This window comes from Sphingomonas sp. HT-1 (assembly GCF_048568905.1).
In the GTDB taxonomy this organism is placed as follows: domain Bacteria; phylum Pseudomonadota; class Alphaproteobacteria; order Sphingomonadales; family Sphingomonadaceae; genus Sphingomonas.
Window position 1 is genome coordinate 842,359 of sequence record NZ_CP183770.1, and the last position, 15,395, is coordinate 857,753.

General features: G+C 65.7%; 14 protein-coding genes. 11 read left to right on the forward strand and 3 right to left on the reverse strand.

The window, feature by feature from the left end; genetic code table 11:
• The first annotated feature begins 43 nt into the window (after positions 1-43).
• Positions 44-844 (forward strand): DODA-type extradiol aromatic ring-opening family dioxygenase, encoded by an 801-nt coding sequence (locus ACNFJ7_RS03990; protein ID WP_026009213.1) that lies wholly within the window; start codon positions 44-46, stop codon positions 842-844.
• Here the strand turns inward: ACNFJ7_RS03990 and ACNFJ7_RS03995 are convergent.
• Both ACNFJ7_RS03995 and ACNFJ7_RS04000 read right to left on the reverse strand, forming a co-directional pair.
• Positions 841-1,602 (reverse strand): class II aldolase/adducin family protein, encoded by a 762-nt coding sequence (locus ACNFJ7_RS03995; protein WP_019369984.1) that lies wholly within the window; start codon positions 1,600-1,602, stop codon positions 841-843. The genes ACNFJ7_RS03990 and ACNFJ7_RS03995 overlap by 4 nt on opposite strands.
• Positions 1,603-1,668: 66 nt before the next feature.
• The gene (locus ACNFJ7_RS04000) at positions 1,669-3,096 is read right to left on the reverse strand and encodes a helix-turn-helix domain-containing protein (protein WP_019369983.1); all 1,428 of its coding nucleotides are present in this window, start codon (positions 3,094-3,096) and stop codon (positions 1,669-1,671) included.
• Between the two features lie 103 nt (positions 3,097-3,199).
• Between ACNFJ7_RS04000 and ACNFJ7_RS04005 the strand changes: the two genes are divergently transcribed.
• The 7 genes from ACNFJ7_RS04005 (at position 3,200) to ACNFJ7_RS04035 (ending at position 12,378) form a co-directional block, all read left to right on the forward strand.
• A complete protein-coding gene (locus tag ACNFJ7_RS04005) occupies positions 3,200-4,726 on the forward strand; it encodes an acyl-CoA carboxylase subunit beta (RefSeq protein WP_026009211.1) in 1,527 nt (508 codons plus the stop codon).
• Between the two features lie 23 nt (positions 4,727-4,749).
• Positions 4,750-5,169 (forward strand): methylmalonyl-CoA epimerase, encoded by a 420-nt coding sequence (gene mce, locus ACNFJ7_RS04010; protein WP_026009210.1) that lies wholly within the window; start codon positions 4,750-4,752, stop codon positions 5,167-5,169.
• Position 5,170: 1 nt separating this feature from the next.
• The gene (gene scpA / locus ACNFJ7_RS04015) at positions 5,171-7,309 is read left to right on the forward strand and encodes a methylmalonyl-CoA mutase (RefSeq protein ID WP_019369980.1); all 2,139 of its coding nucleotides are present in this window, start codon (positions 5,171-5,173) and stop codon (positions 7,307-7,309) included.
• Entirely contained in the window at positions 7,306-8,253 is a 948-nt protein-coding gene (locus ACNFJ7_RS04020) for a heme-dependent oxidative N-demethylase family protein (RefSeq protein ID WP_019369979.1), read from the forward strand. The genes scpA and ACNFJ7_RS04020 overlap by 4 nt, the downstream gene beginning before the upstream one ends.
• The gene (gene bioB / locus ACNFJ7_RS04025; protein WP_019369978.1) at positions 8,250-9,260 is read left to right on the forward strand and encodes a biotin synthase BioB; all 1,011 of its coding nucleotides are present in this window, start codon (positions 8,250-8,252) and stop codon (positions 9,258-9,260) included. The genes ACNFJ7_RS04020 and bioB overlap by 4 nt, the downstream gene beginning before the upstream one ends.
• A gap of 280 nt (positions 9,261-9,540) precedes the next feature.
• Positions 9,541-11,553 (forward strand): acetyl-CoA carboxylase biotin carboxylase subunit, encoded by a 2,013-nt coding sequence (locus ACNFJ7_RS04030; RefSeq protein WP_019369976.1) that lies wholly within the window; start codon positions 9,541-9,543, stop codon positions 11,551-11,553.
• A 102-nt stretch (positions 11,554-11,655) separates the two neighbouring features.
• Positions 11,656-12,378, forward strand: a complete 723-nt coding sequence (locus ACNFJ7_RS04035; RefSeq protein WP_237718460.1) for a hypothetical protein — start codon at positions 11,656-11,658, stop codon at positions 12,376-12,378.
• Positions 12,379-12,383: 5 nt separating this feature from the next.
• Here ACNFJ7_RS04035 and ACNFJ7_RS04040 read toward each other — a convergent pair whose 3' ends face one another.
• Positions 12,384-12,863 (reverse strand): RNA pyrophosphohydrolase, encoded by a 480-nt coding sequence (locus ACNFJ7_RS04040; RefSeq protein WP_019369974.1) that lies wholly within the window; start codon positions 12,861-12,863, stop codon positions 12,384-12,386.
• Positions 12,864-12,941: 78 nt separating this feature from the next.
• Here ACNFJ7_RS04040 and ACNFJ7_RS04045 point away from each other — a divergent pair, with 78 nt between their 5' ends.
• The 3 genes from ACNFJ7_RS04045 to ACNFJ7_RS04055 are packed head-to-tail and all read left to right on the forward strand — an operon-like array spanning position 12,942 to position 15,384.
• A complete protein-coding gene (locus ACNFJ7_RS04045; protein ID WP_019369973.1) occupies positions 12,942-13,880 on the forward strand; it encodes a histone deacetylase in 939 nt (312 codons plus the stop codon).
• Complete coding sequence (gene hemB, locus ACNFJ7_RS04050; RefSeq protein ID WP_019369972.1) at positions 13,877-14,863, forward strand: porphobilinogen synthase; 987 nt, start codon at positions 13,877-13,879, stop codon at positions 14,861-14,863. Before ACNFJ7_RS04045 ends, hemB begins: the two co-directional genes overlap by 4 nt.
• Positions 14,860-15,384, forward strand: coding sequence for a GNAT family N-acetyltransferase (locus ACNFJ7_RS04055; protein ID WP_019369971.1), 525 nt, complete (start codon positions 14,860-14,862; stop codon positions 15,382-15,384). Before hemB ends, ACNFJ7_RS04055 begins: the two co-directional genes overlap by 4 nt.
• Positions 15,385-15,395: the final 11 nt, after the last annotated feature.

Below are 15,395 nucleotides of genomic sequence, written 5' to 3' on the forward strand. Positions count from 1 at the left end.
AACCGGCATTGTCGGCCGGTGCGGCGGAAGCGACATTCGGCAAATGACCTTACCCGCCCTTTTCATCCCCCATGGCGGGGGCCCGTGCTTTTTCATGGACCCCGCCGGTGGCCCGCCCGATCCGATGTGGCAGCCCATGCAGGCCTATCTCGCCGGCCTGATCGCCAGCCTGCCCGAGCGGCCTCGGGCGATCCTGCTCGTTTCCGGGCATTGGGAGGAACGCAACGTCACCGTGCATGCCGGGGACGGCCAGCCGCTGCTGTTCGACTATTACGGCTTCCCCGAGCACACCTACCACCTGCGCTGGGATGCCCCCGGCGCGCCGGAGCTGGCGCTACGGGCCAAGACGCTGCTCGAAGGTGCCGGCTTCCCCACCGGGGTCGAGCGCGACCGTGGCTGGGACCATGGCGTCTTCATCCCGATGAAGGTCGTGGTGCCGGATGCCGACGTCCCGCTCGTGCAAGTGTCGCTGCGGGCGGATCTCGATCCCGCTGCGCATGTCGCGATCGGCAAGGCGCTGGCGCCGTTGCGCGACGAGGGGGTGCTGATCGTCGGCTCGGGCATGAGCTTCCACAATCTGCGTGTCCGCGGCCCGCAGGCGACGCCCTACGCCGATGCGTGGGACGAGGCGCTGGTCGCGGCCGCCACCAATCCCGATCCCGCTCGCCGCGAGGCCCGGATCGTCGCCTGGCGTGACCTGCCCTATGCCGCATTCGCCCATCCGCGCGAGGAGCATCTCCTGCCGCTGATGGTCGCCCTCGGCGCAGGCGGCGAGGGGCCTGCCGCCTGCGACTATCGCGACCATGTCCTTGGCTGGGCGGTGAGCGGCTTCCGCTTCGGCTAGTCCCGCCAGCTGCGATCGATGCGATCCACCAGCCGCACCATCGCCGCGAAGTCCGCGGCACCTGGGCCGCCTGGCACCTGCGCCATATGAACGTCGCGCTGGTGAACGGCGACGACCTCGGGCGGGATCTCAATCGGTTGCCCCATGCTCATCGTCGCGACCTGGATCTCGCAGGCGCGCTGTAGCGCCCAATGCTTGACGAACGCCTCGGGCAGCGTGCGGCCCATGGCGAGGATGCCGTGGTTGCGCAGCAGCATCACGCGCTTGTCGCCGAGATGCGCCAGCAGCCGCGCGCCTTCCTCGTCGCGGACGGTGACGCCTTCGAAATCATGGTAGGCGATCTGGCCGATGAAGTTGCAGGCGTAGAAATTGATCGGCCGCAGTCCGCCCTCCAGTGAGGCGACCGCCATCCCGGCGGTGGTGTGGCTGTGCATGATGCAGTGCGCGTCGGGCAGGTGGCGATGAAAAAGGGAATGCTGGACGAAGCCGGCTCGGTTCACCGGATAGGGCGAGTCGTCGAGCTTGTTGCCGTCGATGTCGATCTTGACGAGGTTGGAGGCCTGCACCTCGCTGAAATGCAGCCCAAAGGGATTGATCAGGAAGGCGCCTTCCTGGTCCGGCAGCTTCACCGTGATGTGGTTGTAGATCATCTCGGACCAGCCGAGCATGTCGAACACGCGGTAACAGGCGGCGAGCTGCTGGCGCGCCTCCCACTCGGCGTCGCTGACCTGGGGCGTAGGGGCGAGCGCGGTTGCCATGGCACCTCTCCAAAATTCTATTTTTGAGCTTTGGGTGTGCCATGAAGCGGCCGGCAGCCGCAAGCGTTAGCGGAAGCCGTAGGGCACGGCGCGCCGGTGGTCGGGGTCGATCTCGATCACCGATCCGGCGGGCGGGAAGGCGCGCTGGTCGCAATCGAGGCGCGGGCAGATGCGGCACGAGGCGCCGATCGGCGTGGCCGCGCCGCCGGTGCGCAACGCGTCGGCATAGACGAAGTCCGCCGCATGCGCCTCCTCGCACCCCAACGCTACTGCGTAGCGGCGGGGCGGGCGGGTGAAGCTGCCCGAGGGCTTGACCAGCCCCTTGGCCATCGAGACATAGCGGGTGCCGTCGGGCATCTCGGCGAGCTGGACCAGGATGCGGTCCGGGATCGCCACCGCCTCATGGACGATCCACAAGGGGCACGCGCCGCCGAGCGCGGCGAACTGCAGCCGCGTGGCCGAGTGTCGCTTGGTGATGTTGCCCGCCATGTCGACCCGGCAGAAGAACACCGGCAGCCCCTGCGCGCCGGGCCGCTGCAGCGTCGAGAGCCGGTGGCAGGCCTGCTCGAAGCTCACCGCGAAGCGCTGGCGAAGGCGATCGATGTCGTGGCGCACTTCATAGGCCGCCGCGCGAAAGCGGCCATAGGGCATCAGCAACGCTCCCGCGGCATAGTTGGCGAGACCGACGCTGAGGAGTTCGCGCGCGGCAGCCGAGGCGAGTCCCGCGCGATCGATCACCAGCCGCATCTCGTTGGCGAACTCGTAGCGGACCAGCCGATGCGCGAGCAGGAAGGCGCGGCTTTCCGGCGGAAGCGCATGGTTGAGCGCCAGCGTGCGCGCACCCTCGTCGAAGCGGCTGAGCTCGCTGCCGTCGCCCTGCGCGCCGATCACGCGCACGCCGTGCCACAGCCGCAGCCGGTCCTCGAAGGCGCGCACGACATTGTCGTCGTCGAGCGCGAGCGCGTCGGCCAGCAATTCCGCCGAGCGGTCGACCGCGTCGATATAATTGCCCTCGGCCTGAAACCAGTCGCGCACCTCTTCCCAGGGCAGCGGTGCCGCGTCGCCCGAGCCGGTATCGAACCGGTCGTCGAGCACACGCAGCTGCTCCTGGCTGCGGCGATAGGCGTCGTGCAGCGCGACCATTCGCCGGGCGAGCAGGGGCTGCTGCTCAATGCCGCGGCGGACATCGGCCTCGTCGATCCTGTCGGCGACCACGCTGCTATCCGTCGCGGCGTCGATTGCGCGGAGCAGTGCGGCCGTGCCGCCTTCGCCGTTGATCTCGGCGGCGTCGACCGGGAATTCGCGGGCGAGCGCCAACAGAACCCCGTCCGTGATCGGCCGGTCGTTGTTCTCGATCTGCGAGAGATAGGAGACGGAGATGCCCAGCCGTTGGGCCATGCTCGCCTGCGGGATGTTCAGACGACGCCGCAGGTCGCGCAAGCGAAAGCCCTCGAACAGGCGGCGGCGGGGCAAAGGTGGGAGCTGGCTGGCCATGGGGCCGCATAATCTGCAAACCGCCGCCCCGCAACTTTGCAACATTGCATTTGCGAAGCCGGCATGGCCCGGTGCACAAGCCGCCTTCACGGAGAGAATGCCGATGTCGTCGACGATCGAGGAACTGGAACGCCGTCGCGCCGCCGCCCGTCTGGGCGGCGGCCAGAAGCGGATCGACGCACAGCATGCCAAGGGAAAGCTGACGGCTCGGGAGCGCCTGGAAGTACTGCTCGATCAGGGCAGCTTCGAGGAGCTCGACATGTATGTCGAGCACAACTGCACCGATTTCGGGATGCAGGATCAGGTGATCCCCGGCGACGGCGTGGTCACCGGTTCCGGCACGATCAACGGCCGCCTCGTCTTCGTGTTTAGCCAGGATTTCACCGTGTTCGGCGGTTCGCTTTCCGAGCGACACGCGCAGAAGATCTGCAAGATCATGGACATGGCGATGAAGGTCGGTGCACCCGTGATCGGCCTCAACGACAGCGGCGGCGCGCGCATTCAGGAAGGCGTAGCATCGCTCGGCGGCTATGCCGAAGTGTTCCAGCGCAACGTGCTGGCCTCGGGCGTGGTGCCCCAGCTCAGCCTGATCATGGGGCCCTGCGCCGGCGGCGCGGTCTACAGCCCCGCCATGACGGACTTCATCTTCATGGTGAAAGATTCGTCCTACATGTTCGTCACCGGCCCGGATGTAGTGAAGACCGTTACCAACGAGATCGTCACGCAGGAGGAACTGGGTGGAGCGGTGACGCATACCACGAAGTCGGGGGTCGCTGACGTGGCTTTCGAGAACGATATCGAGGTGCTGCTCGCAGCCCGCGACTTCGTGGACTTCCTGCCGGCCTCGAATCGCGAGGCGCCGCCCGAGCGGCCTTGCGACGATCCCTGGGATCGGATCGATGAGAGCCTCGACACGATCATCCCGCCGAGCGCCAATCAGCCCTATGACATGCACGAGCTGATCCGGAAGACGCTGGACGAAGGCGAGTTCTTCGAGCTGCAGCCCGCCCATGCCGGCAACATCCTGATCGGCTTCGGCCGGATCGAGGGGCGTACGGTGGGCGTGGTGGCGAACCAGCCGATGGTGCTGGCCGGCTGTCTCGACATCAACGCGTCGAAGAAGGCCGCGCGATTCGTGCGCTTCTGCGATGCTTTCGAGATCCCGATCGTCACCTTCGTCGACGTGCCGGGCTTTCTGCCCGGTGTCGGGCAGGAGCATTCGGGCATCATCAAGCACGGCGCCAAGCTGCTCTTTGCCTATGCCGAGGCGACGGTGCCCAAGATCACGGTGATCACCCGCAAGGCCTATGGCGGCGCCTATGACGTCATGGCGTCGAAGCATCTGCGCGGCGACCTTAACTATGCCTGGCCCACCGCGGAGATCGCGGTGATGGGCGCCAAGGGCGCGGTGGAGATCATTTTCCGGGGCAAGACGCCCGAGGAAATCGCCGAGCGCACCGCGGAATATGAAGCGCGCTTCGCCAACCCCTTCGTTGCCGCGAGCAAAGGGTTCGTGGATGAGGTGATCATGCCGCATTCTACGCGCCGCCGGATCGCGCTGGGGTTGCGCAAGCTGCGGAACAAGCAGCTCGAGAACCCGTGGAAGAAGCACGACAACATTCCGCTGTGATGCGGCGCTGATCGAGGACCATGATGAAGCTCGGCCGTCTCAACCATGTCGGCGTTGCGACGCCGTCGATCGAAGCCTCGATCGCCTTCTACCGCGACGTGATGGGCGCGGAAGTGATCCGCGAACCCTTTGACCTGCCCGCGCAGGGGGTGAAGGTGTGCTTCGTCGACACGCCCAACAGCCAGATCGAGCTGATCGAGCCGCTGGGCGAGGCCTCTCCGATCCATGGCTTTCTCGCCAAGAACCCGGCGGGCGGCCAGCACCACCTCTGTTACGAAGTGCCCGACATACACGAGGCCAAGGCCTGGTTCGAAGCGAAGGGTTGCAAGGTGCTTGGCGCGCCACGCATCGGCGCACATGGCACGCCAATCTTCTTCATTCACCCCAAGGACATGGGCGGCATCCTGACCGAGATCATGGAAATGCCGCGTGGGGAGCATTGAGGTGACCAAGCCCACGCTCGATCAATGGTCCGGCGCCGCCTCAAAGGAGGTGAAGGGCAAGGATCTCGCTTGGAAAACGCCGGAAGGTATTTCGGTCAAGCCTTTGTACACACAGGATGATGTGGTCGGTGTTGATCCGGGTCTGCCCGGCTTTGCTCCCTTCACGCGCGGTGTACGTGCTTCCATGTACGCCGGGCGCCCCTGGACCATTCGGCAATATGCCGGCTTCTCGACCGCAGAGGAGTCGAATGCCTTCTACCGCCGAAACCTTGCCGCCGGGCAGAAGGGCCTGTCAGTCGCGTTCGATCTGGCCACCCATCGCGGCTATGACAGCGATCACCCGCGCGTGGTGGGCGACGTCGGCAAGGCAGGCGTCGCGATCGATACGATCGAGGACATGAAGATCCTGTTCGACGGCATTCCGCTCGACCAGATGTCCGTCTCGATGACGATGAACGGCGCGGTGATCCCGGTGCTGGCCTTCTTCATCGTCGCGGGCGAGGAGCAGGGGGTTTCGCAGGAGAAGCTGGAAGGCACGATCCAGAACGACATCCTCAAGGAGTTCATGGTTCGGAACACCTATATCTACCCGCCCGAACCGAGCATGCGGATCATTTCAGACATTTTCGCATACACTAGCGCGAAGATGCCGAAATTCAACAGCATTTCTATCTCCGGCTACCATATGCAGGAAGCTGGCGCGACTCAGGTGCAGGAGCTCGCCTTCACCATCGCCGACGGCATGGAATATGTGAAGTACGGCGTCGCCTCCGGTCTCGATATCGACAAGTTTGCAGGCCGTCTGAGCTTCTTCTTCGCAATTGGTATGAACTTCTTTATGGAAGTGGCCAAGCTGCGAGCCGCGCGGGTTCTATGGCACCGGGTGATGACGCAGCTGGGTGCGCAGGACGAGCGCTCGAAGATGCTGCGTACCCACTGCCAGACGAGCGGCGTTTCGCTCACCGAGCAGGACCCGTACAACAACGTCATCCGCACCACGATCGAGGCGATGGCGGCGATGCTCGGTGGCACCCAGAGCCTTCACACCAACGCGCTCGACGAGGCTATCGCACTGCCGACCGATTTCTCCGCCCGGATCGCCCGCAACACGCAGATCGTGCTGCAGGAGGAGACGGGGATGACCAAGGTCGTCGATCCGCTGGGCGGCAGCTATTATGTCGAGAGCCTGACCCAGAGCCTGGTCGACAAGGCCTGGGAGATCATCGAACGGGTCGAGGCCGAGGGCGGCATGGCCAAGGCGGTCGCCGCCGGCTGGCCCAAGGCGATGATCGAGGAAGCCGCGGCGGCTCGCCAGGCGCGGGTCGATCGTGGCGAGGACGTGATCGTCGGGGTCAACAAGTATCGGCTGCCGAACGAGGATTTGCTGGAAACGCTGGAAGTCGACAACGCCGCGGTGCGCGAGGCGCAGATCGCGCGGATCCAGCGGGTGAAGGCCGCGCGCGACGGAGCGGCGTGCCAGGCGGCGCTCGATGCGCTGCGCGAGGGTGCGAAGGCAGGTGGCAACCTGCTCGAACTCGCCGTTGTCGCGGCGCGGGCGCGGGCAACGCTGGGTGAGATCAGCGCAGCGATGGAAGACGTCTTCGGCCGCTATGCCACCCAGCCGACCCCGGTGAAGGGAGTCTATGCCGCGCCTTACGCTGAGAACAATCGCTGGGCCGAGGTGGTGCGCGGTGTCGAGGCGGTCGAGCGCCGCCTAGGCCGCAAGCCGCGCCTGCTCGTCGCGAAGATGGGGCAGGACGGGCATGATCGCGGCGCCAATGTCATCGCCTCTGCTTTTTCCGACATGGGGTTCGAGGTGGTCAGTGGACCGTTGTTCCAGACGCCCGAGGAGACCGTGGTGCTGGCGCTCGACAGCGGCGTCGACGTGGTCGGCGCGTCCAGCCTCGCGGCCGGGCACAAGACGCTGATCCCCGAGCTGATCCGCGGCCTGCGCGAAGCCGGGCGCAGCGACATCAAGGTGATCGCTGGCGGGGTGATCCCGCCGCAGGATTACGAGATGCTGCGCGCGGCGGGTGTGCAGGGCATCTATGGGCCCGGTTCGAACGTCGTCGAATGCGCGGCGGACGTGCTGCGCCTGCTCGGCCACAACATGCCGCCGCTCGAGGCTGCCGCCGAATGAGCCTGGGCTTCTCCGTCGAGGCGCTGATACCGCGCGCGCGGGGCGGAGGGGCGCTGCGCATGGGGCTGGTGCGGGTGCCCGAAGCCGAGTGGCTGACGCCCGAGGCGGATCTGGCGGCCCGTGCGGCCGTGTTCGCGGCCGAGCCCGACTGCGTGCAGGTGCTGCCGGGGGCGGAGGCGGCGGTGGAAGAGATCGCGGCGTTGCTCGAACACCGCCGCGATGCCCAAAGCCGTCATCCCGGCGAAAGCTGGGATCCATTCGCTTCAACGTCTGACGCAGGAGCCGATCCGGAGAGAGCAATGGATCCCGGCTTCCGCCGGGATGACGGCTTTGAAGGACGGGCCGTTTCCATGTCTGACACACTCCGCACCGCCGCCGGCGACGTGTGGGAAGACCTGTGCATCCTCACCCCGGACGCGTCCGGCCAGTACCGCCTCACCGCCGCCGCGCTGGCGTTCCCCACCGACTGGCACCTCGCCGAAAAGCTGGGCCATGCGCTCACCCCGATCCACGCCCCCATCCATGGCTATGCCGAGCAACTCGCCTCGGGCGTCGACTATTTCTTCGCAACCCTCCAGCCAGGCCCTATCTTCGGCCGCACCAACTGGTTCGTCGTGGCGAGCGACGCTTGGCGCTACCTTCCACGGGACGCGCCCCAGGTCCGCTTCGCCCATGTGACCGCCGACAACGCCGGCGCTACCCTGTTCGTTCGCTGCGAGCGCCAGACCTTGCGCCGCCTGCCCCAAAGCGGGGCGCTGCTATTCACCATCGGCATCCATGTCGAGCCGCTCGACCGCCTGAGCGACGGTGCCGTCGCGCGCGTCGCCCAGTCCGTCGCGGGGATCAGCAGCGGCGAACACGAACGCCGCGCTGCGCCCTTTTACGTCGAGGCTCTCACCCGCTATGCCGAGCGACGTAACCGTTCACCGGAGTTGCTTGCTTGACCCTCGAAACCACCCCCGTGCGTACCGACTGGACCCGCGACGAGATCGCCCAGCTGTTCGACCTGCCGTTTACCGAACTCGTGTTCCGCGCGGCCGAAGTCCACCGTGCCAACCACCCGGCGAACCAGGTCCAGCGCTCGACCCTGCTATCGATCAAGACCGGCGGCTGCCCCGAGGATTGCGGCTATTGCAGCCAGTCGGCCCATGCCGATACCGGCCTCAAGGCTACCAAGCTGATGGATCCGCGCGCGGTGCTGCAGGCGGCGGCACAGGCCAAGGACCATGGCTCGACCCGCTTCTGCATGGGTGCGGCCTGGCGCAACCCCAAGGATCGCGACATGCCCGCCATTGTCGAGATGGTGAAGGGCGTCCGCGCGATGGGCATGGAAACCTGCATGACGCTGGGCATGCTAACCGACGGTCAGGCCAAGACGCTCGCCGATGCCGGGCTCGATTATTACAACCACAATATCGATACCTCGCCCGAACGCTATGGCGAGGTGATCACCACCCGCAGCTTCGAGGAGCGGCTGGAGACGCTGGAGCATGTCCGCGAGGCGGGCATCAACGTGTGCTGCGGCGGCATCGTCGGCATGGGCGAGACGCGCGGCGACCGGGTGGGCTTCATCCACGCGCTGGCGACCCTGCCGGTGCATCCGGGCAGCGTGCCGGTCAACGCGCTGGTGCCGGTGAAGGGCACGGTGCTCGGCGACATGCTGGCCGACACGCCGCTCGCCAAGATCGACGATATCGAGTTCGTCCGCACGGTGGCGGTGGCGCGCATCACCATGCCGCGCTCGATGGTCCGGCTGTCCGCGGGCCGCGAGAGCATGAGCGACGCGACCCAGGCTTTGTGCTTCCTGGCGGGCGCTAATTCGATCTTCACCGGCGACAAGCTGCTGACCGCAGGCAATGCCGGCGACGACAAGGACGCCGCGCTTTTCGCCCGCCTCGGCATCACGCCGATGGCCGCGGAGTGCAAGGTGGAGCTGGAGGCGGCGGAGTGAGCGAAGCCTCGGTGAGAATAGTACTTCTACTCTTCACGGGCGCGCTTTTCGCCGCTTCGTGCTGGGTTACTGTTCTATTCTTAAAGCGTCGAGGTTTGAGCGGTCATCGGCCCGCAGGCTCTAAAGGCATTCTCCGCGCAGTATTGCTTACCGTTGCAATCGCGGTCGGCTTTTGGGTCGGAAATCACGGCGACTTGTCTGATCGTTATTCGATCGCATTCGGCTTGATCTTGTGGGTCGTCGTGATGGTGATCTATTTTCGCCAACAAAAGAGAGCCTGATGTTCAAAAAAATCCTCGTCGCCAACCGTGGCGAAATCGCGTGCCGGGTGATGCGGACGGCCAAGAAGATGGGCATCGCTACGGTCGCGGTCTATTCGGATGCGGATGCCCGCGCGCCGCATGTTCGGATGGCGGACGAGGCGGTGCGGCTCGGGCCGGCACCGGCGGCGGAGAGCTATCTCCGCGCGGACCTGATCCTGCTCGCCGCCAAGGAAACCGGCGCCGATGCGATCCACCCCGGCTATGGCTTCCTTTCCGAGCGCGAGAGCTTCGCCAAGGCCTGTGCGGAGGCGGGCATCGCCTTTGTCGGCCCGCCGCCGGGGGCGATCGCGGCGATGGGCGACAAGATCGAGTCGAAGAAGCTCGCCAAACAGGCCGGCGTGAACGTCGTTCCCGGCTTCGTCGGCGAGATCGAAGATACCGAGCATGCGGTGCGGATCGCCGGGGAGATCGGCTATCCGGTGATGATGAAGGCCTCGGCCGGCGGCGGCGGCAAGGGGATGCGGCTGGCCTATAGCGAGCAGGACGTCCGCGAGGGTTTCGAGGCGACCAAGCGCGAAGGGCTGGCCAGCTTCGGCGACGACCGCGTGTTCATCGAGAAATTCATCGAGAGCCCGCGCCATATCGAGATCCAGGTGCTGGGCGACCAGCATGGCAACATCGTCTATCTCAACGAGCGCGAATGCTCGATCCAGCGCCGCCACCAGAAAGTGGTGGAGGAAGCGCCGTCGCCCTTCGTCACCCCCGAGATGCGCAAGGCGATGGGCGAGCAGGCGGTCGCGCTGGCGCGGGCTGTGGGGTATTACAGCGCGGGTACTGTCGAGCTGATTGTCTCGGGCGCCGACAAAACGGGGCAGGGCTTCTACTTCCTGGAGATGAATACCCGCCTCCAGGTCGAGCATCCGGTGACCGAGGCGATCACCGGGCTCGATCTGGTCGAGCAGATGATCCGCGTCGCGGCTGGCGAAAAGCTCGCCTTCACGCAGGACGAGGTGAAGCTCGACGGCTGGGCGATCGAGAACCGCGTCTATGCCGAGGATCCCTATCGCGGCTTCCTGCCGAGCACCGGGCGTCTGGTGCGGTATCGGCCGCCGGCCGCAGAAAATGCGGGGCAGGGCTATGTCCGCGTCGACGACGGCGTGACCGAGGGCTCCGAAATCAGCATGTTCTACGATCCGATGATCGCCAAGCTGATCACTTGGGCGCCCACCCGCGACGAGGCAGCGGACCTGCAGGTGCAGGCGCTCGATCGTTTCCGGATCGACGGCATCAGCCACAATATCGATTTTCTGTCGGCGATCATGCAGCATCCCCGCTTCCGCTCGGGCGAACTCACCACGGGATTCATTGCCGAAGAGTATCCTGAGGGCTTCCACGGCGCCCCGGCCGACTTGGCGTTGGTACGGCGCCTCGCCGCCGTGGCCGTAGTGCTCGATCTCGTGCGGGCCTCTCGCCTGGCCAGCATCTCAGGCCAGTTAGGCGAGCCGCCTTCGCCGTCGCGCGCACGCTCGGTGCGTATCGGCGATCACCGCTTTGATGCTACCGTAGAGAATGCCGACGGCGCAGCGCGAGTGCATCTGGGTAGCGACGCGACGCCGTTGGAGATCTCTGGCACCTGGATCGCAGGCGATCCGCAGTTCGTGGCGCGAATCGACGGGAACGAGTTCGCTTCCGCCGTGGACCGTACCCGCACCGGGTGGAAACTCACGGCGCACGGGGCCGCGCATCGGGTAGAGGTGCTGCCGACGCATGTCGCGCCATATCGCGACCACATGATCGAGAAGGTACCGCCGGACATGAGCCGCTTCCTGCTGGCGCCAATGCCGGGCCTGCTGACGCGGCTGCACGTTCAGCCGGGCGATAGCGTCCAAGCCGGCCAGGCACTGGCCGTGGTGGAAGCGATGAAAATGGAAAACATCCTCCGTGCCGAACGTGCCGGGGTGGTGAAGGCGGCAAACTTCGCGCCTGGCGACAGCCTCGCCGTTGATTCGGCGATCCTGGAATTCGAATAAAATACTGAATCAAAAAGAAAAGGCGATCGTTGTCCCGGTTAGGAGCGGCAACTTCCAGCGCCTCACTTGCTCCGGCGGTGTATCTGGGCTTGTCGTTCGCCGATGATCTGCGCAACTTGGGGCGAATCCTCCAGTTGCGCAGGGCGATGGTGGGGGAAGTCGGAGGGGATTGATCCGGTGCAGGAAGAGGACGGATTTACGCGCTGGATCGAAGCTTGCGCTGCAGGCGAAATGCTGGGCATTGCCTCGGCGGCCCTATGGTGGGTCACCGTCGACCGATTCAATCCGGGCTTTGCGGGCGACTGGCTGCTGTTCGTCGGCAAGGCCGCGGGTGGACTGGCGTTCGGCCTCGTCCTCGGGAACTTGCAGAGCTGGGCGCTGAAGCGGCAGTTTCCCGCGCTCCACGCCCGGCAGTGGGTGGTCGCCACTACTTTCGTCTCCGTCGCTCTTTTCGCGATCGCCGCCTGGTACGCGGTGTTCTTGCCCGCCGATCAGCAAGGCCTGGTCCCGCCGGTCCATACCCCCTTCGAAACGGCTGTGACGTCTGCCATGTTCGGTCTTGCATTGGGTGCTCTGTTGGGCATCGCGCAGGCGCTGGTGCTGCGTCGGGCGGCGCGAAGTTCGTTCTGGTGGATACTCGCAAGCGCAATCGGCTGGGGTGCGGCGCTGCCGTGCATCTATCTTGCCGCGTCGGTGGGCAGTAGCGCGCCGGGATCGCTGGAGATCGCCGCGCGCGGTGTGGTCGGCGGCGTCGTCTCAGGCGTTGTGCTCGGAACCGTTACAGGCCTGTCCTTCGCTGTCATGCGCCTGCGCGCTCCTGCGTGAGCAGGTTAGCGAAGATGTGGCGCGAACAGCTCCAGGATCTCGGCATATAGCGCACGCTTGAAGGGGACGATCAGTTCCGGCAGCTCGGTCGGCTCCACCCAGCGCCACGCGCGGAATTCCGGTTCGGTCGTTTGAATGTTGATGTCGCTGTCTTCGCCCAGGAAGCGAAATAGGAACCAGCGCTGCCGCTGGCCACGCCATTTTCCCTTCCAGACCTTGCCAACTAGATCGTCCGGAAGATCGTAGCAAAGCTCGTCAGGCGACTGCGCGATCAGCTCTGCGTGACAGCGTGCGATGCCGGTTTCCTCGCTAAGTTCGCGGAAGGCGGCGTCGAGCGCATCTTCCCCCGGATCAATCCCGCCCTGCGGCATTTGCCAGGCCTCCACCACCGAATCCAGGCGCTGGCCCACGAACACCAGACCTTCACGATTGAGCAGCATCACGCCCGCGCAAGGGCGATAGGGAAGCGAAGCAGTATCGGTCATGTCCTTTCCCTATCGGGTGGCACGACATGACGAAAGGGTCGTCTTTCGCAGTCGTTGTCCGCACCCTAAATCTGCGGGGTGATCCCCGTCGTCCATCATCCCGACTATGTAGCGCCCGCACCCGCTGGGTCCGCCTATCTTTGGAACAAGAACGGCTTGGTACGCGATCTGCTCGCGGCGGAAGCGGGTCGCGTCATCTGGCACGAACCCGAGGTGATGCCGCAGCCCTGGCTCGAGGCGGTGCACGACCCCGACTATGTGGCGGAAGTGCGCGAGGCACGCGTGCCGGCGCACAAGATGCGACGGATCGGCTTCCCGGTAAGCATTGCTGTCGCGCGTCGGTCTGAACGCGTGCCAGGCGGGACGTTCCTCGCAGCGCAACTCGCCCAGCAGAACGGCTATGCTGCCAACACTGCGGGCGGCAGCCACCATGCCCTGGCGGATACGGGCGCCGGCTTCTGCGTGTTCAACGATCTGGCAATTGCCGCGGTACGATTGGCCGATGAGGGGCGCGCCCGCCGGGTGCTGATCGTCGATTGCGACGTGCATCAGGGCGACGGCACCGCCGCTTTGACTGCCGGTCGCCCGGATATCGCCACCTATTCGATCCACGCCGAAAAGAACTTCCCGGTCCGCAAAGCGCGTTCCACGATTGATGTCGGGCTGCCGGATGGCACGGAAGACGCGGCGTATCTGGAAGCGCTGGAGCGCACGTTGCTTCCCCTTCTTACCAGCTTCGATCCGGACATCGTGCTGTACCAAGCGGGCGTCGACCCCTTCGCCAACGATCGCCTCGGGCGCCTGGCGCTGAGCGGAGCTGGGCTGGTCGCCCGGGATCGCTGGGTGGCGGAGACGCTGCGCCGCAAGTCCATCCCTTTCGCCAGCACGCTGGGCGGTGGCTATGGCACGGACGCGATGGAGGTTGCGCGCCGACACGTCACCTCGATCCTCACGCTCGGCGAAACCGCGTTGGGCGCTTGCAACCCGATGGCGCAAAGCGCATCTGACCCGACATGAGCCAATATCCCGCGCTTCGCCTGCGCCGCACCCGAGCTACCGGCTGGAGCCGGCGACTTCATGCCGAAACGGTGATCACCCCCGCGGACCTGATCTGGCCGTTGTTTGTCACGCAGGGGACGGAAGAAGAGCCTATCGGCGCCTTGCCAGGCGTATCGCGCTGGGGCCTGAACGGGATCGTGGAGAGGGCGCGGGAGGCGCGGGAGCTGGGCATTTCCTGCCTGGCGTTGTTTCCGAATACCCCGTCAGCCCTCCGTACGGAGGACGGACGGGAGGCGTTGAACCCCGACAATCTGATGTGCTGCGCCATTCGCGCGATCAAGGATGCGGTGCCGGATATCGGCGTGCTCACTGACGTGGCGCTCGACCCCTATACCAGCCACGGCCATGACGGAATCGTCGATGCGGCGGGCTATGTCCTCAATGACGAGACATCGGCGGTCCTGACCGAGCAGGCGCTCGTCCAGGCAGCCGCCGGTGCGGACATCGTCGCCCCCAGCGATATGATGGACGGCCGCGTCGGCCAGATCCGCGATGTGCTGGAGGCGAATGGACATCGCAATGTGCAGATCATGGCCTACGCCGCCAAATATGCGAGTGGCTTCTACGGACCGTTCCGCGACGCGGTAGGCAGCCGCGGGCTGCTGAAGGGCGACAAGAAGACCTACCAGATGGATCCAGCCAATGCCGAGGAGGCTCTGCGCGAAGTGGCGCTGGATCTGGCCGAGGGAGCGGACAGCGTAATGGTGAAGCCCGGCCTGCCGTATCTGGACATCATCCTCCGCGTCAAGAACGCGTTCGAGGTACCCGTTTTCGCATATCAGGTATCCGGTGAATATGCGATGATCGAGGCGGCGGCGGCAGTGGGGGCTGGCGACCGCGACACGCTGGTCCTGGAAACGCTGATGGCCTTCAAGCGCGCGGGATGCTCGGGGGTTCTCACCTACCATGCCCCGCTGGCGGCCCGGCTGCTCGGCGCATGATCGAAACGGCGCGGCTCCGGCTGCGCGTACCGGACCCGCGCGATTTCGACGCGCTCCACGCCATGTGGAGCGATCCGCTGGTGATGCGCGATCTCGGCCCGGAAAAGACGCCTGCGCAAAGCCGCGCCGCGCTCGCCAGGCACCAGGGCTATCGCGATCGTTGCGGCCTGGGCTTCTGGGTGGCTGAGCGGCGGGACGATGGCTTGCTAGCCGGATTTTGCGGGCTCAAGCCCGGCGCGCCCGGCACGCCGATCGAAGGCGAGGTCGAGATCGGCTGGATGTTCGTCCGCAGCTGTTGGGGGCAGGGCTTTGCGCAGGAAGCGGCGCGCGCCGGCCTGACATGGGGATGGCAGAAGACGGACGCTGCCCGCATTGTCGCGATTACCGCCCAGTCCAATCTTGCCAGCCGCAAGCTGATGGCGCGGCTGGGGATGACCCAGTTCACCGAATTCGATCACCCCGGCTTCCCGACCGGCAGCACCTGGCGCGAAAGCGTCGGCTATCAGATCCGGCGCCCGTGAGCGGCGCTACC